Below are 25,566 nucleotides of genomic sequence, written 5' to 3'. Positions count from 1 at the left end.
TTTCAAATTTGTCAGCTAGATCAACCTTATGAAAAATCCATTTTCTTTTATAATACCTCAACCTGGTCGCCTTTTACCCGCGCATGCACCTTCACATCATACATTTCTTCGCAACTGATGGCCGGCAAATGATATTGGCCCTCGTAGCTTGCGCGTGCACGGATTGAAATTATTTTTTTTGCTCCCGGTTGAAGGTCAAAAAAAGTAAGTACCCGGTCATCCCGAATATCCTGGTATTGAAAAAGAGAATTACTAGCTACCTGCCCGTCCTGCATTCTTTCATTTATAATCTCCCAGCCTGAAGGCAGCATATGAGTCAAAGCCAGGTTATGGTATGCAGGCTTACCTTGTCCAGGGTGCGTAATCGTGATGTCGATATTGATTTGATCGCCTTTTTTGAGGGTGGCAGGATCTGTGACCTGGTGACCCTCATCGGTATATTTTACAGACAATAGAAGATTGCTGGATTCATCCCCCCGGTTATCCACGAGAGATTGGGCGGTGACGGAGGATTGCACAAAGATGGGAGTGGATGAAGTGTTTTCAATAGCTATGGTTGAGGAATTGCCTTTGGCAGGGTCAGGCTGAATAAAAAAGGAAGATGTTTTGGCACTAATAGACTGCTTGGTTCCACCCTGGGGCTGGTATTTAAAAGTCCAGTTGGCGCCGGCACTGCTGGCTGCACCCTGGAATTTACCGAGCACTTGCAAGGCATAGGCCAGGGCTTGTGTATTCCAGAGGATGTCGCCGTTCAATTGTTTGGAGATATCAGAGGCATATTCAGCAGCTTTAGTTTTGTCTCCCATATGCAGGTAGGTCTCCATGACCATTGCCTGGTCTCTCAGCGTGCTTCCGTAGGAATAGCCTGATTCGATATAGTCTGTGTTAAACTCCGGAGATCGTGTCATCAGGCTTTTGGCTGTCTCTGCCTGGCCCGCTACCGCATAAGCTGCTGCGAGGCGCCATCGGGCATTGTTACCCAACTCATTATATTCTTTGAGGCGATTCATGGCGCCGAGATCCGGTGAGCCTGCGAGGGCAAGGGTGTACAGACGGTAGGCCTGATCGATGCCATGATTGGCTTTGTACAATGATTTTTGAGCAGGGTCATATAAGTTTGCAGTTCGCTTTTGATAAGCTTTCCAATTTTGCAAAATATGGTCCGGCACCAGGTATCCTTTACTCTGCGCTTCTATCAAAAAATGACCAATGTAACTCGTGACCCATGAGTCGACATATTGGCCAGATCCCGGCCAGAGCGAAAATGATCCATCGCTAAGATTGAATTTAGATAGTTTGGCAATGCCTTCTTCGATATTGGTGTGTACGGTTTTTTTTTGATCGGCATCCATGGTGACGAATTGGCCGAGATAAAGTTGCGGGAAAATGGCAGATATCGTTTGCTCCGCACAACCGTAAGGATATCGAACCAGCTGGTCCAGGTATTTGGTCAAACCGATTGGCTGCAGGGTGGAGACTTCAATGATTCGTTTGATTACATTGGCCGTATTGGGGTTAGACAAATTGACAGTTTTGGTTTGACCCGGCTCTATGACCTGGGTGTTGACCTCAGTAAAAGGAGGATTGGGATTGCGGGTCTCGATGTCTATCTCCTGCCTGGCCGTTTCCCCATTGGCTTTGGCTTCGATGATGATTTTTGAAGGGCCAGTCACAGATCCCGTCGTAAAATCAAAATAGGCCATGGACTCTCCCACCCCGGTAACCTCAACATTTTTCGTTTTGTCAATAAAGGTTACCTGGTTATTTTGATCTTTTACGCTGATGGCTACCTGGCGAATGGAAGGCTCCGTCACAAAGAGATTGACGGGCAGAGTCAATTTCTCATCCGTACTTAAAATCCTTGGCAGTGTGGGCAATACCATCAGGGGACTTTTGACGGCAACAGCTTTTTCAGCATTGACATAAGCATGATCGTCGGCAGCTATCACCATGAGTCTTACAGATCCTGTATAATTGGCTATGGTGACAGCATGTTTTTTCTTTTCTCCCTTTTTTAGCTGGAAGGGTCCAAGGTGCATCACCGGAGATTTAAATCGTGAAGTCGCATTGGTATTATTATTGATGGGCCCGGCATCGCCCCCAATACTGAGAACACTCTCCAGTTTACCGCCATAGGCACCCATGACATAATCGTACACATCCCAGGTACGGACACCCAATGCCGGCCTCGAATAAAAATGATTGTAAGGATCAGGGGTTTTAAAATTGGTCAGATCAAGCAAACCTTCATCGACGATGTCGAGGATATAAGTCATGGCGCGCCCCTGGGATTCTGAGACCTCGACGGTCTCCACACGATCCGGTTTAAAAGAGGCAGGGGCATTGATTTTGGGTTCGATGCGGGCAGTACCATCTTCAATCGTTATGGGCAAAAGGCCATACATACGCATAGGAAGATCATTGGCCCTTATGCCATGTGGCTGGATCATCTCTACGTGCGCATAGACAGCCGGGGCCATCTGAGGGCTGGCCTGAAAACTAAATACAAAAGGTTTGTCGACACTACTACCTGTGGCCGTCAACCAATGGGATTCTAATACTTTGCTGCCATTCTCCAGCGTAATGAGCATTTTAGAAAGGGCAGGCGCCGGAATATTAAGCTGGACTGTTTCATTGGCACTGTATTTTTCCTTAGATGTTTGGAGTCGGACCAGGGTAGCCATATCAAATCTATTGCCACCCTCCCCTTCATCAGGCCAGCCTGCGTAGGCAAAATCACCGCTACAATGACCTGATTCGACATCACAGACCCTGACCATGTAGCGGCCCCATTGGGTGATGGTGACATCCCAGGAGGCCAGTCCATTGGCATTGGTCGTCACAGTCGTTTTTTGGATAGCTTTATTATGTGTACTGCTATTAAAATCTGCGTAGGCATTGTCTCGCTGCTCCCACCACCATCGCCAATCCATTTGATAAAGACCGATGGTAAGTTTTCTTTTAGACTGCGCTTTGCCCTGAGGATCGATACTGACCACCTGTATGGTAGAAGGCTTATTAATCTGAAGGCTGCGGTAACCCCATGGATCTGAAGGTAGATTGACCCCGGAATATTGTTTGTAAGGATGGTAGATCGAACCTTGTGACATGGTACTAAAATCACCACCTGGCTCAGCCACTTCCAGGTTAAACAATAGATTCATTTTGCCTGAAGGCTTAAAATCCTTGGATATTTTGAGTGGTACCAATGCCTGGCCTTGCGCATCCAGCTTCCCGTCAAATAAAGCGATTTCCGAGGCATCTATCTGCGCACGCGCAGGATCATGAAATTCAAAATTTTTGAAGGCGGGCCAGGAGGCTTTCGAAGCACTCCATTTTGCTTTTACTTTGGCTGTCAGGTTATTGGCCTGGATCCCGGTGAGCCATTGAGCGGACAGGCCTATATTGGTTTGGCTAGGCAGGATTTCAGCAGCGGCGTCCCACAAGATTTTGAGGCGGTTGGGTTTGATGGCTTCTACTTTTAGGATTTTGGTAAATTCTGCGCCACCGGCTTTGACTACGGCACGCCAATTGCCCGTGATGGCATCCGGCATCGTCTTAAACGGAAAAGAATAGATAGCTCCGACAGGTTGGGTAGAAATCTTTTGTAAGACAAGTTTATTTCTGGCGTCGTATACTTTAAGCGTGATGGGGTGGCCGGAAGGCAAGTTTAGCTCCCGATCATTCAATATAAAACTGAGAAATATACTATCTCCCGGACGCCAGACGCCACGCTCAGCAAAAAGATAACCATTGATGCCATGATCGACTTGTTGACCTTCGGTATCAAAAGCACTCATGGACAAGTTGAGCCCTTCGGCCATTCTCAGGTAGCCTTTATCTCCCTGGTTACTGACGACGATGGCGTATGGTTTGTCAGTCATCAATTGTTGAGCGATGCCCTCTCCGTCCGTGGTCAGACTAGCGATCTTCTGCAGTTGAAAGTCGTAGACATCCACCATGGCACCTACGATCGGATCGGTGGTCCGCAGATCAGTCACTGCCGCAAACAATTGGTGGTCAGATATTTTACCGATGATACCCAGGTTGGATATCAATACATTTTTTGAAATAAAATGGTCTGTATTGTAATAAGCTGCTTTGCAAGGATCCTCCCGATCTGACCAATAATTTGGATAATAGCCCAGTGGTCCGTAATAATTATCATCATAAAAGCTGATTAATTCACTGTCTTCGGCATCAGGTATATTTTGAACCCAATCACTGGTGCAGGTCAGAAGAGTATAGCCTGGTTTGAATCCTATACGTACCTGGTAGATGGCATTGGGTGACACCGTGATCAGTGGACCAAGGTCTAGTGCATAATGTCCCCATTTGGTGATATCAGCATTACTCTGAAGGGATTTGAGTTCTACCTTGGTCTGAGACACCAATCTGCCTACCCGATAAATCTCATTGTTTTCATCCAATTGATTGGATTGGAGAAACTGCAAAATATTATTGTCAAAGATTTTAAAGATTTCGACATCGACGGCCTGTAAGCCTATCGCTTCAAATGGCAGCAAAGTCTCATTGGACTGAGGGAGGATATTGCCTTTGCCGGAAAATCTAACCTGGGGTTTGGTGCCCGACACTGAAAGTTCCCACTCTACGCCTTCGCTTAATTTAATATTATGGATCGAAACCACGCCGGGAGAAAATACGACGGTGACATCGCCACTTTGATCTCCCGGAAGGTAAGTATATATTTTGTTGCCATCGATGACATGCCTCAAAGCGCCCGTAACTCCTTTGACGGAGATGAGCCCATCGAGCGTTTGGGTGGTTTTGAGATTGTCGGAGAATGCTGTGATGATTCTAGACTGAGGTGCTGGCTCATGGCTAATATCCAGGATAGTGAATTTATCTGGATCAGGCAATGAAACCTGGTGAAAACCGGATTCTTGGAGTCCGATAGACTGACCGGACCAATTTAAGTTGACTTGCGAGCTTTTTTTAGGGATCGCATTGTGAATCGTATAGGTACTCATATTATTGCCCCGATGTTGCCAGGAAATCTGAAGCGCGGTATGGTCCTGATCCGCTTGCAGGAGCTGTTCTATTTTGGAAGATTCCATTTCATCAGAAACCTGTACCTCACCGATCAGATCATACTGATTAGATGCGTTGAGCCCGAGTTTAGGCTTGCTTACGACAAAAGACATCTCCCGAGTCTGAAAGGAATAATCTATTGTCTTTAACTTTTCCTGCCATCCTGGTTTAAGCTTGGTAAGGTCCAAAGAGACCTGATATGTGGTACCTGGCTGGAGATTAGCTCCAGGCTTAAATACCAGGACATTTTTAGCTTCCCAATAAGCATTGCCATCAACCGCTGGTTTTAGTTTAAAAATATTTTGATCCAGCGATTTGCCAATAGCCTCTTCTTCTACCATGTCCTCGACGAAAACATATTTTAAAAGTGAAGCCGAAGAAATAACTCCTTTGGTATAGGATCTGAGAAAGGAACTCAACAATTGAGCATCGGGTGGCTGGATCGATTTGGGCTTACAAGCAATATATCCGACTAGAAAGACGATCGCGAGCAGGGGCATTCTGGATTTTCTCATGTTTGTGTAAGATTTTGATTTTATGGTCTGTAAATCTATCAGGAAATAAACTAAAATCTGCCAACATATGACAAAATTATTATTATCCTAATTGATGGAAGTAGTACAAATTATGATTTATCTTAATATATTCTTAACTTTTTGGAAAACACAATAACATGCTATTTTCATAACCAAATTTAGTTTTTGGTATTATCTTTGCCACGTTTAGTTTTTTCAAATGAATAAAAAATCTATCCATACAAGCAGTTTTGACACCCTCAATGTGTTCTGTTGCTGTTGTTGTTGTCGTTGTTGTTAATCAACGACCGTCTTTTTTGTAGATTTTTATTATTCCCAAAATCATTAAGTCGGTGTAACGTGAGCGAGCCAATATGGTGTCTCTATAATTAATTAAATTTTTATGCAAAATCATCTTGAAGAAATAGAAAAAATAAACCAGGTACTGGAAGAAAACATGGATTTGCGACATGTGCTTAACCTGGTAGATCAACTTTTCCCCGGAGCAGTCGTTTTTTCAACGAGTTTCAGTGAGGAGGATCAGATCGTGCATCATCATATCACTACCGGTGACAATCAAATCACCATATTTACGCTGGACACCGGCAGATTATTTCCGGAAACTTACTCTACGTGGAGCAGGACCTTAGAAAAATATGGCAGATCGATCACTCCATATTATCCAGCCACTCAACAGGTAGAAGATTTTGTGTTAACACATGGCCCCAATAGTTTTTATGAATCGATCGAAAACCGCAAGCAATGTTGTTTTATCCGCAAGGTGGAACCTTTACGCCGCGCACTGGCCAATAAAAAAGTCTGGATCACAGGTATCAGGGCGGAGCATTCTCCGGATCGTAGTCACATGCCACAAGTAGAGTGGGACGAAAGCCACCAGGTGATTAAAATCCATCCCATCCTGCACTGGAATAATGAAGAAGTCAAATCTTATATTAGACATCATGAGATTCCTACTAATCCGCTCCATGAAAAAGGATTTGTATCCATCGGGTGTGCGCCTTGCACGCGCGCGATCCAACCCGGCGAAGATTTTCGTGCAGGCAGATGGTGGTGGGAAAACAAAGAAAACAAAGAATGTGGCTTACACACCCATCAATAACCCGGCTATTCAATTAGAAATAACTATATGAACAATCATCATATCACGCACCTCAAAGAACTAGAGGCAGAAAGTATCTATATCATGCGGGAGACTGCAGCCCAATTTGAGCGACCTGCTCTGCTGTTTAGCGGTGGCAAAGATTCTATCACTTTGGTGCATCTTGCGATCAAGGCATTTAGTCCAGCTCCAATCCCTTTTCCGTTAGTGCATATTGATACCGGACACAATTTTCAGGAAGCTCTGGACTATCGGGATCTATTGGCGGCGCAGACTCATTCGAGGCTGATCGTAAGAAAAGTAGAAGATACCATCAAACAAAAAAACCTTACTGAGCCTACCGGCAAATTTGCCAGCAGAAATTGGCTGCAGACCCATACCCTGCTCGACACGATCGAAGAATTTAAATTCGATGCCTGTATCGGTGGTGCCCGGAGAGATGAAGAAAAGGCACGTGCTAAAGAGCGGATTTTTTCTGTTCGAGATGAATTCGGCCAATGGAATCCCAAACTACAACGGCCTGAACTGTGGAATATCTTCAACGGTCGCATCACCAAAGGTGAAAACGTAAGAGTATTTCCTATCAGCAATTGGACGGAAATCGATGTCTGGAATTATATACGGGCAGAGAACATTCCATTACCCTCCATCTATTTTTCCCATCAGCGCGAAGTGATAGCTTATGAAGGCCAATTAATAGCTGTGTCTCCATTTATTAAACTAGAACCAAGCGATATCAGGCTGACCAAAACCGTGCGTTATCGTACAGTGGGTGATATGACCTGCACCGCCGCCGTGGAATCCCAGGCAAGCACCTTGGATACCGTAATCGCTGAAATCCTGGCCAGCAAAATCAGTGAACGCGGAGAGACTCGTATCGATGATCGTCAGACGGAAGCTGCCATGGAAGACCGTAAAATCAATGGCTATTTTTAATCTTATCCCAACCAAAAAGTAAGCTGATCGCAATATGGAATTATTAAGACTCATCACGGCAGGCAGTGTAGACGATGGCAAAAGCACCCTCATCGGCAGGCTACTCTATGACAGTAAAAATATCTGGATAGATCAAATAGAACAATTAGAGAAAGTATCCAAAGCCAGAAAAACTACCCAGATCGATCTGGCGCTACTGACCGATGGTTTGCGGGCAGAGCGCGAGCAAGGCATCACCATCGATGTCGCTTACAGATATTTCTCCAGTCCACTTCGCAAGTTTATCATCGCAGATGCTCCTGGCCATATACAATATACGCGCAACATGGTCACCGGTGCTTCCAATTCGGAATTGATGATATTATTGATCGATGCCAGGCAAGGTGTGATCGAGCAGACCCGAAGACACTCCATCATAGCCTCTTTGCTGAAGCTACCCAATGTCGTCGTGACGATCAATAAAATGGACCTTGTAAATTTTGATCAACAAGTGTATCATCAGATCGTAGCAGATTTTACGAAGATTGCAGAGAAGCTAGAACTCAAAAATGTACAATATATTCCAATCTCTGCGCTTGGAGGAGACAATGTAGTTTCTTTGTCTGAGCAGATGCCCTGGTATCAAGGCCCTGCCCTCCTGCCCTATTTGGAAAATGTTGAATTACACAAAGCAGATGATACCGGTGATGCTAGATTTCAGATTCAATATGTGATCAGACCCCAAACCGAAGAATTGCACGACTACAGAGGTTATGCCGGACAAGTATCAGGCGCTGGCTTCCGCAAAGGAGATAAAATCATCGTACTCCCGAATGAATTGAATTCTGCCATATCCAAAATAGAGCATCACGGAAAAGAAGTGGAGCAGATCCATGCCGGCGAACCAGCTGTAATTCACCTGGAAGATGATCTCGATATCAGCCGAGGTGACCTGATCGTCAAGGCTGATGAGCTACCCTATGTCACCAAAATGCACGAAGCCATCATCTGTTGGATGGATGAAAAACCGATGACCATAGGCAATAAATATATGTTGCAGCAGCACAGCCGTATGGTGAAAGCAGCCATCAAAGGCATTCCTTTCCGAATCAATGTAAACTCATTGGAACAAGAAACAGGCATAGACAAACTCGAGCTAAACCAGGTAGCCAATATCTCTCTGCAAACTGCTTCACCGCTCGCCTATGATATTTATGAAAAATCCAAAGCTACAGGAAGTGCCATCCTGATCGATGAAACCAGTCATAAAACGGTAGCAGCAATACTGTTTCAACAACCTTTGAACTAAGCCTTTTACAAAAATGAAACAACAGCCTCATATCATATTTGCAGGTGCAGGACCGGGAGATCCTGATTTGGTGACTATGAAGCTGGTAGAATGTCTTAAAACGTGTGATTGTATCCTTGTGGATCGGTTGGTCAATCCGGAGATTCTTCGCCGATATGCTTCCCAAATGGCCGAAATCATTTTTGTAGGTAAACAGGCTTATCAAAAAGAATCTACTGATCAGGCAGATATCAATAAACTGCTGATCGCTAAAGCCATGATTGGCCTCAAAACACTTAGGCTAAAGGGAGGCGATGTAGCGATCTATAGCAATGTCTTCGATGAGATCAAAGCCATTTCCGATCATGGAATTACCTACGAAATCATACCCGGTATCACCACCGCTTCAGGAGCTGTGGCTTCCTTAGGGATAGGCCTCACCGGTCGGGGTGTAGCACCTGGTGTGCAGTATCACAGTATGTCTGTTACTCAACCACCGGGCGAAGTGGAGTTAAAGCATTGGGCCTTGACCGAGGATACACTGGTCTTTTATATGTCTACTGCCGCTCTAAAACTATTGACTAAAAAATTACTGGAATACGGTGCCTCACCGGAGAAACCACTGGTGATCATAGAAGATGCTACCAGTCCCATGCAACAAAACCATTTTTACACTTTATTTTCTTTAGCCTTTCATCAGGGTGACCTGGCATTCAAATCACCTTCAATCATCATCATCGGTGACATATTGCAATATTCATTACAATCGGCACAAGAGATATCACCGGATGCCCACACCCTGTTCGAACCAATCAACTCCATCACAAAAAATATTTCAATCCATGTTATCTGAAGGAAAACTCAGGACACTCAACGATTTTATTGAAAAGACTTCCAAAGAAGAGCTCATATGGATCAATGGCTATATCTCAGGATTGATCTCCACATCAATGCCAAAAGACTCCGGGGCTGTCATTCAAAAAAGATTCACTATACTCTATGGCACTGACACAGGCAATTCGAAAAAGCTGGCCATGGAGTTTAATGCTGCCGGCAAAAAACAAGGCGCTAAAGTCAAAGTCGCCAGCATGGACACCTACAAAGCTGAAGATCTCCTGCAGGAAAAAAGCCTGGTGATCATCCTGAGCACCCATGGTGATGGTGATCCACCACCCAGTGCCAAAAAGTTTTTTGATCATCTGATGAGCACAGATCAAAAATATCCTGATTTGGAATTTGCAGTGCTCGCTCTGGGAGATACTTCGTATCCCATGTATTGTAAGGCCGGAGAGGATGTACATCATCGACTGATTGAGTTAGGCGCAACCGCTGTATTTCCAATTCAAAAATGTGATGTAGATTATCAGGCTGATGCCGCCAATTGGTATGACCTTTACCTCAAGTCCTTCCCAACAGAACCAATCAAAACGGTTGCTGTGCAGGCACCCAAGGCATCAGGAGGTAAAAAGTTTTATGCTGGCATCATCAAAACCAATATCAATCTCAATGCAGCGGGCTCCAATAAGCGCACCCATCATATTGAAATCAAAACCATCGAACCCATCCTTTACGAACCCGGTGATGCGTTGGGGGTAATGCCTAAAAATAATGAGGAGACTTTAGAGAAGTTATTTGCAATTCTACCAGTCGACCCTAATTTAAACATCCCCTACAAAGGAGCTGGTCATACCCTGATGGATCTGCTGACCAATAAATTAAATATCTGCCATCTCAAAGAATCTCAGGTCCAGAAATATGCGGACATCGTAGGACAAGCCATACCAAAGGTAAGGATGGACTTGCTGGATTTGATGCGGATCTATCCTATGACACGACCAGCTCAGTTTATCGAATTTGTACATTCACTGACGGAGATGCTTCCCCGATTATACTCCATATGTTCATCGCCCCAGGTCAGGGAATATGAGATCCATATCCTGGTAGGTAAAAACACTTTCACGATCGAAGAAGAAAAGCGCTTTGGACTCGCCAGCGATATGCTGTCATCCCTGGAAGAAGGCAGTGCTTTGGATTTTTATATTCACCGCAACAAATCCTTTAGACTCCCTGCCCCGGATACCGATATCATCCTGATCGGGCCTGGCACCGGTATAGCTCCGATGCGATCATTTATAGAAGAGCGTGATGCTGCCGGAGGATCAGGTCGCAACTGGCTCATCTTTGGAGAACAGCATTTTACTACGGACTTTTTCTATCAGACAGAGATCCAGCAATATGCCAGCAGCGGGACCTTGCAACAGATAGATCTGGCCTGGTCCAGGGATCAAAAAGAGAAAATATATGTACAGGATAAAATCAAAGCAAAAAGCAAGGAGCTCTATGATTGGATCAAAAATGGCGCCCATATCTTCGTCAGTGGTACCCGGTCACCGATGAGCGAAGATGTAGAAAAAGCCATGATTGAAGTCATCTATGCACACAGCGGCAAGAGCGCTCCGGAATCTGAAGCATACTGGAATGACCTCAAAGAATCTGGAATCTATAAAGCCGATGTGTACTGATCTTCAATCTTTGAAAAGAAGCAAACTGAACTTGTAACAATATTATTAACCTATACCGGCATCAATATTTTTAAAAAAAAGAACCCATGTCAAATAATCTAACTCCTGCTGAGAGAATAAAAACCAATAGCGATGGTCTGCGAGGTACGCTCAAGCAAAGCCTTGAAGACCATCTCACAGGTGCCCTGCGTGAAGATGATCAAACGCTCATAAAACATCATGGCATGTATCAGCAGGATGATCGTGATCTGAGAGAAAGCCGTTCGCAGAAAAAACTTGAATGGTTATACTCCTTTATGATCAGACTTAGGCTACCCGGCGGATTTCTGACTCCTGCTCAATGGGTGGCTATGCATCATATCGCCGGTGAGCACAGTACAGGAGTAATAAAAATCACTACCCGACAAACCATTCAACTGCACGGCATTCTTAAATCTCATCTCAAACCGACTTTAAAATCTTTTGCTACGCAAAGGCTCGACAGTATCGCCGCCTGTGGGGATGTCAATCGGAATGTCATCTGCAGCGCTCATCCAAAAGAAAGCCCGGTACACGAAGAGGTCTTTAAGTATGCTGACAAGATCAGTGCGATGGGCATGCCTAAGTCCAATGGATATTATGAGATTTGGCTTGATCGTGAACCATTATTAAAAAAGGAAGATGAAATAGATCCGTTGTACCAGGATCGATACTTGCCTCGCAAATTCAAAATAGCCATTGCCATTCCTCCAAATAATGATGTAGATGTGTATACCAACGATGTTGGCCTGATCGCAATTATTGAGGACAATAAGTTGCTTGGATTCAATATATCCATCGGTGGCGGATTAGGTACTACCCATGGCAACAAAGACACCTACCCTCGCTTAGGTACCGTGATTGGGTTTACTGATACCGAAGAAAAAACCTTAAAAGCAATCTATGAGATCATCACTGTCCAGCGCGACTTTGGCAATCGGGCTGACCGCAAACAAGCGCGACTGAAGTATACCATAGACAAAATGGGCATTGAAAATTTCAAAGCCGAAGTGGAATCGAGATGTGGATTTAAATTAGACGAAGCACGGCCACATACTTTTACAGATCGGACCGATCATTTTGGCTGGCACCAAAATCATGAAGGCAAATGGTACTTCACAGCCTTCATCGAAAATGGTCGTATCGTCGATGAAAAAGTCGCCATAAAAACTGCCTTGTACGAAATTGCACAAACCGGTAAAGCCAATTTTAGATTCACTGCCAATCAAAAACTCATCGTAAGTGATATTCTGCCGGAACACAAATCAGCTATAGAAAAGATCCTGGTCAAATACGGTATGGTAGTTCACACCCTCGAGGCTACGCCCATCCGGCGTAATGCCATCGCTTGTGTAGCCTTAAATACTTGCCCCCTGGCTCTGGCCGAAGGTCAGCGATATCTACCAACTCTGGTTGGAAAAATAGAACCTATCCTTAAAAAATATCATCTCGATCAAGATCCCATCTCCATAAGGATGACAGGCTGCCCAAATGGTTGCGGAAGGCCTTATGTTGCGGAAATCGGGTTGATTGGCACATCCTACGGCCACTATAATCTTCACCTAGGGGGTGATCGTCTAGGCATGCGTCTTAATACCAAATATTACGAACAAGTAGATGAAGATACCATCCTTAATATTCTCGATCCGCTGTTAGAAAAATACAGTAAGGAGAAGAATAATCATGCTTCTTTTGGAGATTTTATCCATGCATATCCGGATTTGGTAAGCCCTCAAGTATAGCCTAACCGAGATGAACATAAACGATCCAAATATTAAGCCCGCCTCATTTGACTTCGATAGATTTCTCGAAGATAAATTAGATGCCCTGAAAACAAATGGATCATATCGTCAATTTCTGACTATCGAAAAAGACAGTAATACATTTCCTCGGTTTATGTACCTTGATGCACAAGGTTGCAAACAGGAAGCGGTCAATTGGTGTACCAACGATTATCTTGCGATGAGCACCCATCCAGGCAATATAGCACGAATCATTTCTTCAAGTACTGTAGCTGGTACCGGTAGTGGAGGTACCAGAAACATATCTGGAAACACCGTTTATCACCAACTATTGGAAACAAAACTAGCCTCCTGGCATGGTCAGGAAAAAGCGCTGGTCTTCAACAGTGCCTATCAAGCCAATCAAACTGCCTTAACTAGTTTGGGCAGACATTTGCCTGACCTGGTATTTATCTCTGACGAAGAAAATCATGCCTCCATGATAGAGGGTATGCGAGCTGTGAACAATAAAAAAATTGTATTTCGTCACAATGATCTCGATCACCTGGAGTTTGTATTAAATTCACTGCCAGAGACCTCCCCTAAAATTATTGTATTTGAAAGTGTGTATTCCATCTCAGGGTCTATTGCTCCACTTAGGGAAATAATTTTGTTGGCCAGAAAATTTAATTGCCTTACCTATATCGATGAGGTCCATGCTGTTGGTTTGTATGGACCTCATGGAGCTGGGCTATTAGAGGCCAATGGGCTCGAAGATAGCGCTACGCTGATCAATGGGACTATGTCCAAAGCTATCGGAGTATTTGGCGGCTACCTGGCAGGCAAAGAGAAGTGGATAGATTTCATCAGAAGCTATGGAAGTGGATTTATTTTTACCACCTCGCTTCCTCCGGCTATATGTGCTGCCGCTTTAACTAGTATTGAAGAGATAGATTCCAATAGTGAGCTCCGTCAAAACTTTTTTAATAATGTGAACTTACTCAGATCGTCGTTAACTGATCACGGGATACCTTTTACCGGTCAGGATACCCATATCACCAACATTCACATTGGAGAAGCTAAACGATGCAAACAGATTTCTGATAGGCTTCTAAAAGATTACGGCATCTACCTTCAACCCATCAATCAACCAACAGTAGTAGAGGGTCAGGAGTGCCTCCGGGTCACGATTACGCCCAGGCATTGTCCTGCTGACATTGCTGCGCTGGTACAAGCACTTCACAAAGTATTGAAAAGAAAAATCATTCTCACCGGAAGAGGATCCAGGCTTTCTAAAGTTCAACTGGACCTCGTAAAAAACAAAATAAAGCGTTGTGTCCCTTTGGTAGAGGTTGAAATAAAATACAAAGAAAGCAAAGGAGATCAGCTGAGTGAGATTCCATTGCATACGCTGGAAGGTTCAGATTTTTTTACAGAAGACATCTTCATGGATCTAAGCCATGGGGAGGCAGACATCGCTGTCCATTCATTGAAAGACATGAGTAGTGACCATTTTTTTGGGAGCAATCATTTTGCTGTGGTCGATCGGGATGAAAAAAGAGACATGGCCATTTTTCATCCTGATATTATGAACAAACTAAAATCAGGCGTACCCATTCGTATCGGCACGTGTTCATTTCGCAGGGAGCATATGGCATTCAGTTTTTTGTCTAAAGCCTTACCTCAATTTGGAAAAAAAATCAACCTGGCCCCAATGCCAATCCGAGGCAATATCGATACCCGACTGCAAAAATTAAATAGTGGCCAATACGATGGGATCATACTCGCCGTGGCGGGTATTCACCGAATGCTGAATAGTGATGAATCAATGCTTTTTCAATCACTCCTGGCTGATAAAAAGTGGATGGTGCTACCCATGATAGATTGCCTTCCAGCACCATGTCAGGGAGCGATTGTGGCGGAAGCTTTGCCTGAAAATGAATTGGCTGTCGAAGTCTTGAATAAAATCAATGACCTGCAATTAAATGTGATCTGCACAGAAGAAAAAAGAATCGGACATCAATACGGGAGCGGCTGTATCCAGAAATTTGGAGTTTCGAGTTTTATGATCGATCATCAAACCGTCTATCTCGCCAAAGGAGTTGCAGAAAATGGCAACGAGTTTGAAGATTGGCTTGGTCTGAATATCCCAGCGGTTGACATCGAACCCAGTGATATGGTTTCTTCTGATGAATTGGGTTATATACCGATGAGGTCTTATCATCCATTGGATTCGACGCTACTTAATAATAATAACCTATTTATTTCTCATGCCGCTTCCATTGACGATATTCAAATATCAACACTCTCAGGTCATAGAATCTGGACAGCAGGTACTGCCACGTGGATAAAACTGGCAGCAAAGGGTCTTTGGGTAGAGGGATGCGCTGACTCTTTGGGATTTGAATCTATTGAAGCTTTATTAAAAACTCAATTAGTCGGGGTTGACCCTAAGGAAATGCTTTTATTGACCAACTCTAAATCCGCTGCCAGGTGGTCTGAGGCAGGGTATCAGGCTTTTGGAACCTATGAGATCAATTATCATTCTAATCTGATCGATAAATATAAGCTGACTGCTGCTAAACTGGTTTTTTGGAATTGTTATGCACACTACGATGCAGTAAAATCCATCCTGACTTCTGACCAGCTACATGCCTGTCTGCCTGGCAAAACCGCTGAAGCGCTGAGAGCCCAAGGCATCGAACCAATTATTTTTCCCACCATCAATGCATTTAATCAATGGAAAAAGGACTATTCCCAAGCGCATTGCGCCGCTTGAGATCAAATGCACTCATCAGGTCTCTGGTCAATCCTATGAGGCTGTCACATCAGAGTTTTATTTTACCATTATTTGTTGAGCAAGATTTGAAAGAACCCAGGCTGGTAAAATATATGCATGGTGTAAAAGTGGAAACGCCATCTTCGATATTCAAAGCTATTGATGATGCTTTAGATTCCGGTATTAGTAAGTTCTTAATCTTTCCAGTCCCTACTTTAAAATCGTCGGTACCATCAGATTTTTCTTTTGCATCAAATGTGGTCCAAGCTATCAAGGCTGCTTATGGTCAAGACATCTGGCTGGCATCAGACCTTTGTTTGTGTAGCTATACCACGCATGGACATTGTGGGATCCTGAGTCCAGCGGGCGACAGTGTACTCAATCATGATTCAGTCCAGGTGTTGGCTGATTATGCTGCCACACTAGCGCAAGCAGGAGTTGATTGTGTAGCACCCAGTGATATGATGGATGGCCGAGTCAAAGCTATCCGAAAGCAATTATTGGCTGCAAATCGCACAGAAGTCGTGATCATGAGTTACTCTTCAAAATTTTCATCACAATGGTACGGGCCTTTCCGCGATGCCTGCCATTCTACACCAAACAGTGCTATACTCAAGGATAGAAAATCATATCAGCTTTCACCTTTGAATACCTCGGATGCGATTAATTGTGCAATTCGAGATGCGGAAGAAGGAGCCGATATTCTGATGGTCAAACCAGCTGGCTTATACACGGATATCATATCTAAAATCAAAGAACGGATATCAATGCCCCTGGCAGCCTACCATGTGAGTGGGGAGTATTCAGCGATTGAGACGATGGCCCATCTGGGTGCGATAGATCGGGCTCAAGCTCATCTCGAAACCTGGAGTTCATTACAACGTAGCGGTGCCGATATCATCATATCCTATGCAGCAATGGAAGCTAAAAAATGGATCGAAAACTATGAATATTAATACATTCACCGTATGAGAATCTGTTCGATTACCCTTCTGGTGATATTGGCAAAAACTAGCTGGGCACAACAAGCCCCTTCCGGTGAATGGGCATCCATACTCGTCTCCGTAAAACTTAATGAGCAATGGGCATCGGTGACGGATTTTGGATATAGGACCATAGGATCTGATTTTAGGTACTATCAAAATTATTTTCGCACCGGAGTGAGATACAGCCTCGATCGGCATTGGAGCATGGCAGGCGGCGTTGGTTTTTTCAATAGCAAAATTTCTTTTGCAAAAGATACCCGCGAATTCGGTCATGAAGTTAGACTGTGGCAGGATGTTTATCGTCTTTCTCCATTGAAAAATAAATGGATATTAAATCACAGATTCAGGCTGGAAGAGAAACACTTTGATAAAACATCGACCAGAGATCCTTATTATTCCCTCCGTTTCCAATATCGATTGTTAGGCGGATATCGCTTTTCTAAAAACTGGAACCTTCAACTAGGGCCTGAATGGATGGAAAATCTTATCAGGGAAAAGATTCTATTGGATCAGGTAAGATTATATGCCCTATTAGCTTATCAGTCCTCAAAGGGTTATGGGATTACATTGGGATATTTTTATTCTATGAGAAAAGCATACGATCAGCATGTTTATACTATTGCCCTTTCTAAAAATGTACAACGACATGTCCACCTCCAGCAATAAAAATACCTTGTTCCCCATCTTTGTGAAGCTCTCTGAGATTCAGTCATTGATCGTAGGTGGTGGAAATGTTGCCCTCGAAAAACTTCACGCCATTGTTGCAAATTCGCCGCAAGCAAATATTGAAGTCGTCGCCCCAGACATCAGACCTGAGATCATCACTTTGGTACAGTCACATCCCCATTGTAAAATCATTCAGAGAAAATTTGAGCCTGGGGACTTGGACGGGAAGGACCTTATTTTCCTGGCTACGGATGACCCACAATTGCATCATGACATCAGATCCATGGCATCCGCACGCCACCTGCTCGTCAACACAGCTGACAGTCCTGACCTTTGTGATTTTTATTTGTCCAGCGTAGTTCAAAAAGGTCATCTCAAGCTGGCTATTTCCACTAACGGCATGTCACCCACGGCAGCCAAACGAATCAAAGAGATGCTGAATCATGCATTGCCGGATTCACTCGATACCACCATCATGAATCTGCATGAAATTAGAAAAAATCTTACGGGAGACTTTCAATACAAAGTCAAGGTGTTGAATGATATCACGAAAGTCATGGTGGAACAAAAAAATGAAAAAGCAGCCCGCCAATGGAGAAGGATAGCCAGCCTGTCCTTGCTGGTGTTTGCCTCGATGTTGATCGGTTATTTTTTATTCTCCGTCATCAATCTCAAAGAAATATCCGATAGAGGTTTTGATATAGTAACCCACCTGGACAAAAGCTTTTATATCATGATAGCGGCAGGGTTCCTTGCACAAATGGTAGACGGATCTCTGGGCATGGGGTACGGTGTCACCAGTGCCATTGTATTGCTTTCCGCAGGAATCAGTCCTGCTGCGATCAGTGGTAGCATTCACACCGCGGAAATGTTTGCCAGTGGAGCATCGGGATACAGCCATTACAAATTTGGCAATGTCAATAAAAAACTTTTCAAAGCCCTGGTCATCCCGGGAGTAGTTGGTGCCGTAGCCGGTGCATTGATATTGGTCTATTTCGGCAATGCCGAATTCAAATGGTTGCGCCCGGCTATGGCTTGTTACACGCTTTTTTTAGGTGTAAAGTTTTTTATCAATGCATTTGCCGCGCCCAAGCCTAAGAAAAAATTTAGATATTACCGGACCTTGGCTGGGTTTGGAGGATTTTTGGACTCGTTTGGTGGAGGTGGCTGGGGACCTATCGTCACCAGTACACTGGTCAATCAGGGACGAAGCATTAAATATGTGATCGGGTCAGTGAGTCTTACTGAATTCTTTGTCACTATGGCCAGTGCATTTACTTTTTTCACGCTCTTAGGTATGAGTCATTGGAAGACCATATTGGGGTTGATCATTGGAGGATTGCTGGCAGCTCCTATTGCAGCACAATTCGTAGGAAAACTACCTAAAAAGACCTCCTACATTTTATTGGGTATCATCGTCATCATCTGGAGTTTGAGAATATTGATGACCATGTAGGTTTTTTTCAAACATGAGTTTTATCAAGCTAGACACCTACCCTGGTCAATTTGGCCATATAAAATCCATCATACCCAAACTCCGATGGCCACAGATGCTTTTCTTCTACCAACTGAAATGTTGGGTTGGCTTTTAAAAATAGCTGGATCTGGTCTTCGTTTTCTTCGGGGAATAAGCTGCAGGTGACATAGACCATCTCACCACCTATTTTGACCATACGGCTATAACTTTGCAAGATATGCTCTTGCTTGAGTTTGAGGTCTGCTATGTATTCAGGGGTGATTCTGTATTTAGCATCAGGATTGCGTCGTAGCACACCGGATCCACTACAGGGTACATCGAGCAAGAGTTTATCAGCTGTACCTTCCAGTCTTTTGATGACCTTATTATTTTCAATCCAACGTGCTTCAATGATCTGGGCACCTGCCCTTTTGGATCTTTTTTTAAGATTTTCAAGTTTGTATTGATCGGTATCCAGGGCAACGATTCTCCCTTTGTTTTGCATCAGAGCAGCCAGGTGCAGGGCTTTGCCACCGCCTCCTGCACATGCATCTATCACCCAATCACCGGGAGCGGGTTTCACGAATAAACCTACTTGTTGCGAAGCATAGTCCTGTACTTCGACCCAACCTTCTTTAAATATTTGACTTGCGAACAAATTCATTCTTTGTTCTACTTCGACCCCATGTTTATTGTCCAATACCTTGTATTTGATCAGCACATCACTTAGATAATTGGTCACTTCTGGGGTCGCCGCCTTAAGAGAATTAACCCTGAGCACCATGGATGCAGGCAGGTGCATGGCCTTCATTTCTTTATACCACCTTTCCCCAACTGTTGGCGTCCATGCTCATCCAGTACTTCAGGAATAGAATATTGGATGGCAGGTGACTTTACTCCTTCGCGATAATTGGATAAAATCGACTTTTTATCGGTCGCTTTAAACTCCCGCCACTCCGGTAGTTCCAGGCCGTTGATGACCAGCCAGGCACCCAGCACAGACCAAAAATCTGTTTTACCCGGAATGGCATGCAGGATCGAGATATAATGCCTGGTGATATCATAGACATTTTCCGCTATGATCCCCCGATCACGTTTTCCAAATTTGGGATTTGATTTAAAACAACGCTCGAGCACCTTATCTACAGGTCTATGCTCGAGTAGGACTTCTTCCAAAGATTGTACAATAGAGAAAGCAAGGGGTCTATGAAGTTTGTATTGGCTTGACATTAAAGGACAAAATTGCAAAAAATGAGGTTAACATTATGTTGAATAACTCTAAGGAGGTTTTTTTGATCGCAAATAACCTCAAAAGTTACTTTATAGATTGAAGCACATGAAAATCAACCCTTTAAAATGTAGTCCCGACAGGAATCGAACCTGTATCAAAAGTTTAGGAAACTTCTATTCTATCCATTGAACTACGGGACCGTTGCACATTGGGAGCGCAAATATCTCCTTCCTACGGCAGTTTTCCAATATTTTTCTGATTCATTTCTCATTATAATTAATCTGATAATCAATAGATTTGTTAGAATTACTTAAATAAAGACACCCTTCCCTACTTTTGTTACTCGATTTTTAAGTTTAAATCATTAGAAAGCCCTTATTACATGCCTGACAAATATGATGTGATCGTGATCGGAGCCGGCACCATGGGCATAGCGGCAACTTTCTACCTGGTGCAAGCAGGGCTCAATGTTCTGGCTTTAGAACAATATTCTATTCCAAACGACCTCAGCTCTCATAGCGGTTATACGCGCATTATCCGCAAAGCGTATTATGAGCATCCGGACTATGTACCCTTGTTACAAAGAAGCTATGATCTGTGGAGCTCGCTGGAATCTTACGCTGACATTCAATTGTACTTTGAGACAGGCATCTTGTACATGGGAGCCTCAACTAGTTCAGTATTGACAGGTTGTAGGCAATCAAGCGAACTGTATAATATCCCTTTGCATCAAATCAGTCATAAAGAAACATATCCTTTTAGTATAGAAAAAGATTGGGATACCTTTATGGAGCCAGATGCTGGCTTTCTCGATGTCCATAAAGCTATAACCAGTTTTTATAATGTAGCAGTAGGTGCAGGTGCCACTATCAGAACGAATGAAAAAGTACTTTCCTGGCAAAATTCCGGTGATGACCTCTTAGTGACAACGAACAAAGATCAATACAGAGCTAAGAAAATTGTATTCGCTACAGGTGCCTGGACCAATACCATCCTTGTTGACCATGCACTTCCATTAAATGTAACCCGACAAACCCTGGCTTGGGTCCAAACGCCTGAAGTTCAAAAATACAGTAGTCCACACTTTCCTTGTTGGTTCATTCATGATCAGGACTATGGCATGTTTTATGGTTTTCCGATTCATGATGCAGGTCAACCTGATGCACCGACAGGTATCAAAATTGCGCTACATGTGCCGGGCGAACCTGCCGATGCTGATCACGTAAACAGACATATCACCGAACACGATAAATCGTTGATGAAATATTTTATACACCGATATATGCCTCAACTTCAGCATTCGAAAATCGAATACAAAACCTGCCTTTATACAAATACACCGGATGAGCATTTTATCATAGATTACCTCCCGGGATCTAAGGAGCGCGTGGTGTTCGCAGCGGGATTTAGTGGCCATGGTTTTAAGTTTGCACCTGTGATCGGTGAGATTTTAGCCCAAAAAATTCTCGAACAAACTCATACTTTAAAGGTAGATTTCCTGGGATTGTCCAGGTTCTATCAATAATTCATTCTGAGATGGAACATAAATCGCAACCACTTGCTCTTAGAAAAATATTCATCAATCGCATGATTACCACCATCGCTTATGCTTTGATGATATTGGGACTTGCTTTGGCCTTGGGAATCCTGGGTTACCATTTCATCGCCGAGCTGGCCTGGATAGATGCACTTTATAACGCCTCTATGATTCTTGGCGGCATGGGACCGGTGGATCCATTGACTACCGATGGGGCCAAAATTTTTGCTTCGGTCTATGCCATATCTTCCGGTGTGATTTTGATAGGACTTTTTGGCCTGGTATTGACACCGGTCTTCCATCGGATCATGCATAGACTCCACCTTCAAGAAAAATAATGAACTTACCAGCCATCATACTCAAACCCGGCAGAGACGCATCTCTCAGGAGAAACCACCACTGGATATTCTCCGGAGGCATTCAGAAAACAACCGGCACACCCAAAGAAGGTGATTTGGTCATCATTCAATCATCCAATGGAGAGAGATTGGGCTTTGGCCACTTTAGCGATTCCAATATATCAGTGCGGGTGCTTCAGTTTGGAGCGCAGGATTGGACAGACGAATTTTGGAGCCAGACTATACTTGCAGCTTTCAGACTCAGAGCTGCGATTGGACTCACTGACGATCCGAAGACGGATGCTTATCGTTTGGTGCACGGGGAAGGTGATGGCTTGCCGGGACTGATCATAGACCTATATGGAGTACATGCTGTCATCCAATGTCACACGATGGGAATGTATCAGGTTAGAGAAAAGATCGCAGAAGCACTGGTTAGCGTCTTTGAAGGAAGACTTAAAACGATTTATAATAAAAGCAAAGAATCACTGGGACAACAATCCTCCGTGATTGAAAATGAGTTTTTTTTGGGAGAAACACAGGAAACGCTCATCATAGAACATGGCTATCGTTTTAAAGTCAATTGGGTCACCGGACAAAAGACCGGATTTTTCCTCGATCAGCGGGCCAATAGAAAAATATTGGCAGAGAGGTGCCATGCAAAATCTGTTCTTAATCTCTTTTCATACAGTGGTGGATTTTCAATCTATGCCCTTGAAAGTGGTGCTACGGAGGTAGTATCTGTGGATGTCTCTGCCAAAGCAATCGAACTGACAGAGGACAATGTAGCGCTCATTAAAAATACTGGAGTTACCCACCAAAGCTATTGCCAAAATGTCAATGAATATATCCGCGATTGTGATCTTTTCGATATCATTATATGTGACCCACCTGCATTTGCCAAAAGCCTCAACAAAAGACATCAGGCCCTCATTGGCTATAAAAACCTTAATGCCAAAGTCCTCAAAAAAGTAAAATCAGGTGGCTTCTTATTTACCTTTTCCTGTTCCCAGGTGATGGACAGAGAACTCTTCCAGCAAACTGTCCTGGCAGCTGCCCTGGATTCAAATAGAAAAGTCAAAATTTTGCAACATCTGAGTCAGGGCCCCGATCATCCGACGAATATATATCATCCGGAAGGCTCCTATCTCAAAGGGCTTTTGCTTTATATCGAAGATTGAGCCAGTCTTTCTACGTACAGATTTTCAAATGTCTCCATCGATTTCCTGCGATATTGCATGATCCATCTCGGGTGCGGAAGTGGAACGATTTTATCAAAAAATGATGCACAGCGTTGATTTTTTCAAAATAAGCAAAGTTTTTACCTTCCCCCAGGCAATAGCCGATATCTGTTCTCCCTTGTACCAGTGCCACCTGATCCCGAATATTTTGGAGTATAAATGGCTCTACAGCCTGTTGTAGTTTTTTATCATCATAATAATTGTAGTTGACGCCGTGGAGGACAAATCCCAATGGGCAAAGAGAACTGATATAGAAGGATTTAAAAAACAGTTCCACCCCACCCCAGCCATGGATCACTTTGTAGATAAATTGGGCTGACAATTCCTGTCTTTTTGAAAAATTATTAGGAATACCACATTCTTCCTCCAATTTGATAGGATCAGTAAAGGGTACTCCTGTAAGACCGGCACCAAATCTACCTGGATTGATCCCAAAAATCATAATTCGTGGCTGATTATCCAGGTAGTACTTATTATAATAGGCGGTCATTGTGCGCCGTGTATCCATTTGGGAGTATGGGACTAACCACTCCACTCCTTTTGGCAGTTTTAGGCCTACAGTCTGATCTATTAATCCAAAATGGTGCCTGAGGATATAAGGAGCATGTAACTTTTTAGTGGATTTCATAATCAAAGCGAGATGGTAAGATACTGTAGATCAGTCAAATAGATGTATATTATGAGAAGAAGCGGCACTATTCATAAAATTAAAAAAGCCTTTTGAAAGTTACTATTTCAAAAGGCTCACTGCGGAGAGACAGGAACCATAACCTTTATTCTATATTAGTCCTAAAATGCACTAAAAGAGCTCAAAAGGTGCCAATTATTGAAGTTTATAGACCTATCCCCGGCAATATAGACTAATAAATGCGACAACTATTTCGACAACTATATAAATTTGTCACATGAACAAACCAAGATTCAATTTAAAGAATAAGGCTGAAAGGGAGACTTTAATCTCACTTATATACCGTCCATTTAAAGAAAGATTAGTATTCTCTACAGGGTTAAAAATCCCGCCAAGATATTGGAATTATAAAGCACTCCGAGCTAAAGCTACACAGGACTTCATGGAGCATTCCTTTATTAATTTTGAATTGGATAAGATAGAATCTATGGCAACGGAAATTGCCAGGAAGTATAAGGCAGGAAATAAGGCATTGACAGCTCTTGCATTCAAAAGCGAAATGGACCACCTATATCATGGCAAGCTAACACAATCGACTGTAAAAGATTTTAGTTCATTCATTGACAAATTTGTAGAAGAACGTAGTAAATCTTCACAATATAAGACCGGATCTGTACAAGTGTATAACACCGCAAAAAAGCATTTTAATCTGTTTGCCAGAGCAAAAACTATAAGATTTGAGGATCTCAGCGTAGATTTCTTTCATAAGTTTATCCAGTATCTGTATGATAAAGACTTTTCAAATAATCATATAAATAAGATATTGACTACTATTCGTACTATGCTTAATGATGCGACGGAAAGGGGCTACAATCAGAATTTAGAATACAAGAGCAGGAAGATTAGTGTCTCAAAGACGGTAGCAGATAATATCTATCTAACTGAAAATGAGTTACAAGCACTAATAGTCCTCGACCTATCCAAAAATGAAAGGTTAGATAAAGTACGGGATCTATTTATAGTTGGTTCATATACAGGACTCCGGTACTCCGACTTTTCCATCCTAAAGCCTCAAAATTTAAGATCGCTTGACGGAGTAAAAATATTTGATACGACTATTGAAAAAACAAAGGATCGACTAATCATTCCACTGCACCCGCTTGTTGATCCAATACTAACGAAATATGACAATATACTTCCACAGCCAATCAGTAATCAAAAGATGAACGATTATCTAAAAGAATTGTGTGAATCAGCAGGTATAAATGAAACAATAATAAAAAGAGAACATAGAGGTGGTAAGATGTATGAAGAGTCATATAAAAAGTATGAAATGGTCTCTTCTCATACGGCCCGAAGGTCGTTCGCCACGAATGCGTATAAAGCCGGAGTACCTATGCTAAGCATTATGCGCATTACTGGCCATAAAAGGCCGGAAGTCTTCCTAAAATACATCAAGGTCGATAATGAAGAGAATGCCTTGCTAATGGCTAAACATGCGTTTTTTACAAAGTAATTCTCGAACAATAAAAAAGGGAGTTCCCGAAAAATCA

General features: G+C 43.2%; 18 protein-coding genes and 1 tRNA gene. 14 read left to right on the top strand and 5 right to left on the bottom strand.

Annotated features, from left to right (window positions below; translation table 11 throughout):
* Positions 1-47 precede the first annotated feature (47 nt).
* Entirely contained in the window at positions 48-5,567 is a 5,520-nt protein-coding gene (locus IPJ09_03355) for a hypothetical protein (GenBank protein ID MBK7370470.1), read from the bottom strand.
* 403 nt (positions 5,568-5,970) lie between these two features.
* Between IPJ09_03355 and IPJ09_03350 the strand changes: the two genes are divergently transcribed.
* From IPJ09_03350 to IPJ09_03305, 10 genes are all read left to right on the top strand, one after another.
* Positions 5,971-6,687 carry a phosphoadenylyl-sulfate reductase gene (locus IPJ09_03350; GenBank protein ID MBK7370469.1) on the top strand — a complete coding sequence of 239 codons (717 nt, stop codon included), beginning with the start codon at positions 5,971-5,973 and terminating at the stop codon, positions 6,685-6,687.
* Positions 6,688-6,714: 27 nt separating this feature from the next.
* The gene (gene cysD, locus IPJ09_03345) at positions 6,715-7,623 is read left to right on the top strand and encodes a sulfate adenylyltransferase subunit CysD (GenBank protein MBK7370468.1); all 909 of its coding nucleotides are present in this window, start codon (positions 6,715-6,717) and stop codon (positions 7,621-7,623) included.
* A gap of 34 nt (positions 7,624-7,657) precedes the next feature.
* Positions 7,658-8,911 carry a sulfate adenylyltransferase gene (locus IPJ09_03340; protein ID MBK7370467.1) on the top strand — a complete coding sequence of 418 codons (1,254 nt, stop codon included), beginning with the start codon at positions 7,658-7,660 and terminating at the stop codon, positions 8,909-8,911.
* A 13-nt stretch (positions 8,912-8,924) separates the two neighbouring features.
* Entirely contained in the window at positions 8,925-9,743 is an 819-nt protein-coding gene (cobA, locus tag IPJ09_03335; protein MBK7370466.1) for a uroporphyrinogen-III C-methyltransferase, read from the top strand.
* A complete protein-coding gene (locus tag IPJ09_03330; protein MBK7370465.1) occupies positions 9,733-11,412 on the top strand; it encodes a flavodoxin domain-containing protein in 1,680 nt (559 codons plus the stop codon). The genes cobA and IPJ09_03330 overlap by 11 nt, the downstream gene beginning before the upstream one ends.
* Positions 11,413-11,498: 86 nt before the next feature.
* Positions 11,499-13,172 (top strand): NADPH-dependent assimilatory sulfite reductase hemoprotein subunit, encoded by a 1,674-nt coding sequence (locus IPJ09_03325; GenBank protein MBK7370464.1) that lies wholly within the window; start codon positions 11,499-11,501, stop codon positions 13,170-13,172.
* A gap of 10 nt (positions 13,173-13,182) precedes the next feature.
* Positions 13,183-15,930, top strand: coding sequence for a 5-aminolevulinate synthase (hemA, locus tag IPJ09_03320; GenBank protein MBK7370463.1), 2,748 nt, complete (start codon positions 13,183-13,185; stop codon positions 15,928-15,930).
* Positions 15,891-16,886 (top strand): porphobilinogen synthase, encoded by a 996-nt coding sequence (gene hemB / locus IPJ09_03315; GenBank protein MBK7370462.1) that lies wholly within the window; start codon positions 15,891-15,893, stop codon positions 16,884-16,886. Before hemA ends, hemB begins: the two co-directional genes overlap by 40 nt.
* Positions 16,887-16,898: 12 nt before the next feature.
* Complete coding sequence (locus tag IPJ09_03310; GenBank protein ID MBK7370461.1) at positions 16,899-17,582, top strand: DUF2490 domain-containing protein; 684 nt, start codon at positions 16,899-16,901, stop codon at positions 17,580-17,582.
* A complete protein-coding gene (locus IPJ09_03305) occupies positions 17,551-19,038 on the top strand; it encodes a TSUP family transporter (GenBank protein ID MBK7370460.1) in 1,488 nt (495 codons plus the stop codon). The genes IPJ09_03310 and IPJ09_03305 overlap by 32 nt, the downstream gene beginning before the upstream one ends.
* A 28-nt stretch (positions 19,039-19,066) precedes the next feature.
* Here the strand turns inward: IPJ09_03305 and IPJ09_03300 are convergent, their stop codons facing one another.
* The 3 genes from IPJ09_03300 to IPJ09_03290 form a co-directional block, all read right to left on the bottom strand.
* Complete coding sequence (locus tag IPJ09_03300) at positions 19,067-19,840, bottom strand: RsmB/NOP family class I SAM-dependent RNA methyltransferase (GenBank protein ID MBK7370459.1); 774 nt, start codon at positions 19,838-19,840, stop codon at positions 19,067-19,069.
* Positions 19,841-19,845: 5 nt separating this feature from the next.
* Positions 19,846-20,268: a hypothetical protein gene (locus IPJ09_03295; protein MBK7370458.1), complete on the bottom strand. Its 423-nt coding sequence runs from the start codon at positions 20,266-20,268 to the stop codon at positions 19,846-19,848.
* Positions 20,269-20,397: 129 nt separating this feature from the next.
* Positions 20,398-20,469, bottom strand: a tRNA-Arg gene (locus IPJ09_03290).
* A gap of 182 nt (positions 20,470-20,651) precedes the next feature.
* Between IPJ09_03290 and solA the strand changes: the two genes are divergently transcribed.
* The 3 genes from solA to IPJ09_03275 are packed head-to-tail and all read left to right on the top strand — an operon-like array spanning position 20,652 to position 23,325.
* Entirely contained in the window at positions 20,652-21,794 is a 1,143-nt protein-coding gene (gene solA / locus IPJ09_03285) for an N-methyl-L-tryptophan oxidase (protein ID MBK7370457.1), read from the top strand.
* 11 nt (positions 21,795-21,805) lie between these two features.
* Entirely contained in the window at positions 21,806-22,144 is a 339-nt protein-coding gene (locus IPJ09_03280; protein MBK7370456.1) for a hypothetical protein, read from the top strand.
* Complete coding sequence (locus IPJ09_03275; GenBank protein ID MBK7370455.1) at positions 22,144-23,325, top strand: class I SAM-dependent rRNA methyltransferase; 1,182 nt, start codon at positions 22,144-22,146, stop codon at positions 23,323-23,325. Before IPJ09_03280 ends, IPJ09_03275 begins: the two co-directional genes overlap by 1 nt.
* Positions 23,326-23,335: 10 nt before the next feature.
* On the opposite strand, the gene IPJ09_03270 is transcribed toward IPJ09_03275, so the two are convergent.
* On the bottom strand, positions 23,336-24,013 hold the full coding sequence (locus tag IPJ09_03270; GenBank protein ID MBK7370454.1) for a DUF4918 family protein: 678 nt from the start codon (positions 24,011-24,013) through the stop codon (positions 23,336-23,338).
* Positions 24,014-24,290: 277 nt separating this feature from the next.
* Here IPJ09_03270 and IPJ09_03265 point away from each other — a divergent pair, with 277 nt between their 5' ends.
* Positions 24,291-25,529, top strand: coding sequence for a site-specific integrase (locus IPJ09_03265; protein MBK7370453.1), 1,239 nt, complete (start codon positions 24,291-24,293; stop codon positions 25,527-25,529).
* Positions 25,530-25,566 lie beyond the last annotated feature (37 nt).

Source organism: Saprospiraceae bacterium (assembly GCA_016709995.1).
Classification (GTDB): domain Bacteria; phylum Bacteroidota; class Bacteroidia; order Chitinophagales; family Saprospiraceae; genus JADJLQ01.
The sequence above is the reverse complement of the archived record's forward strand: the minus strand, read 5'-3'. Positions and strand labels throughout refer to the sequence as shown.

Bases quoted from the DNA above. Each gene is read 5' to 3' on its own strand.
- IPJ09_03355 (MBK7370470.1), bottom strand. From the start codon at position 5,567: ATGAGAAAATCCAGAATGCCCCTGCTCGCGATCGTCTTTCTAGTCGGA.
- IPJ09_03350 (MBK7370469.1), top strand. From the start codon at position 5,971: ATGCAAAATCATCTTGAAGAAATAGAAAAAATAAACCAGGTACTGGAA.
- cysD (MBK7370468.1), top strand. From the start codon at position 6,715: ATGAACAATCATCATATCACGCACCTCAAAGAACTAGAGGCAGAAAGT.
- IPJ09_03340 (MBK7370467.1), top strand. From the start codon at position 7,658: ATGGAATTATTAAGACTCATCACGGCAGGCAGTGTAGACGATGGCAAA.
- cobA (MBK7370466.1), top strand. From the start codon at position 8,925: ATGAAACAACAGCCTCATATCATATTTGCAGGTGCAGGACCGGGAGAT.
- IPJ09_03330 (MBK7370465.1), top strand. From the start codon at position 9,733: ATGTTATCTGAAGGAAAACTCAGGACACTCAACGATTTTATTGAAAAG.
- IPJ09_03325 (MBK7370464.1), top strand. From the start codon at position 11,499: ATGTCAAATAATCTAACTCCTGCTGAGAGAATAAAAACCAATAGCGAT.
- hemA (MBK7370463.1), top strand. From the start codon at position 13,183: ATGAACATAAACGATCCAAATATTAAGCCCGCCTCATTTGACTTCGAT.
- hemB (MBK7370462.1), top strand. From the start codon at position 15,891: ATGGAAAAAGGACTATTCCCAAGCGCATTGCGCCGCTTGAGATCAAAT.
- IPJ09_03310 (MBK7370461.1), top strand. From the start codon at position 16,899: ATGAGAATCTGTTCGATTACCCTTCTGGTGATATTGGCAAAAACTAGC.
- IPJ09_03305 (MBK7370460.1), top strand. From the start codon at position 17,551: ATGTACAACGACATGTCCACCTCCAGCAATAAAAATACCTTGTTCCCC.
- IPJ09_03300 (MBK7370459.1), bottom strand. From the start codon at position 19,840: ATGCACCTGCCTGCATCCATGGTGCTCAGGGTTAATTCTCTTAAGGCG.
- IPJ09_03295 (MBK7370458.1), bottom strand. From the start codon at position 20,268: ATGTCAAGCCAATACAAACTTCATAGACCCCTTGCTTTCTCTATTGTA.
- solA (MBK7370457.1), top strand. From the start codon at position 20,652: ATGCCTGACAAATATGATGTGATCGTGATCGGAGCCGGCACCATGGGC.
- IPJ09_03280 (MBK7370456.1), top strand. From the start codon at position 21,806: ATGGAACATAAATCGCAACCACTTGCTCTTAGAAAAATATTCATCAAT.
- IPJ09_03275 (MBK7370455.1), top strand. From the start codon at position 22,144: ATGAACTTACCAGCCATCATACTCAAACCCGGCAGAGACGCATCTCTC.
- IPJ09_03270 (MBK7370454.1), bottom strand. From the start codon at position 24,013: ATGAAATCCACTAAAAAGTTACATGCTCCTTATATCCTCAGGCACCAT.
- IPJ09_03265 (MBK7370453.1), top strand. From the start codon at position 24,291: ATGAACAAACCAAGATTCAATTTAAAGAATAAGGCTGAAAGGGAGACT.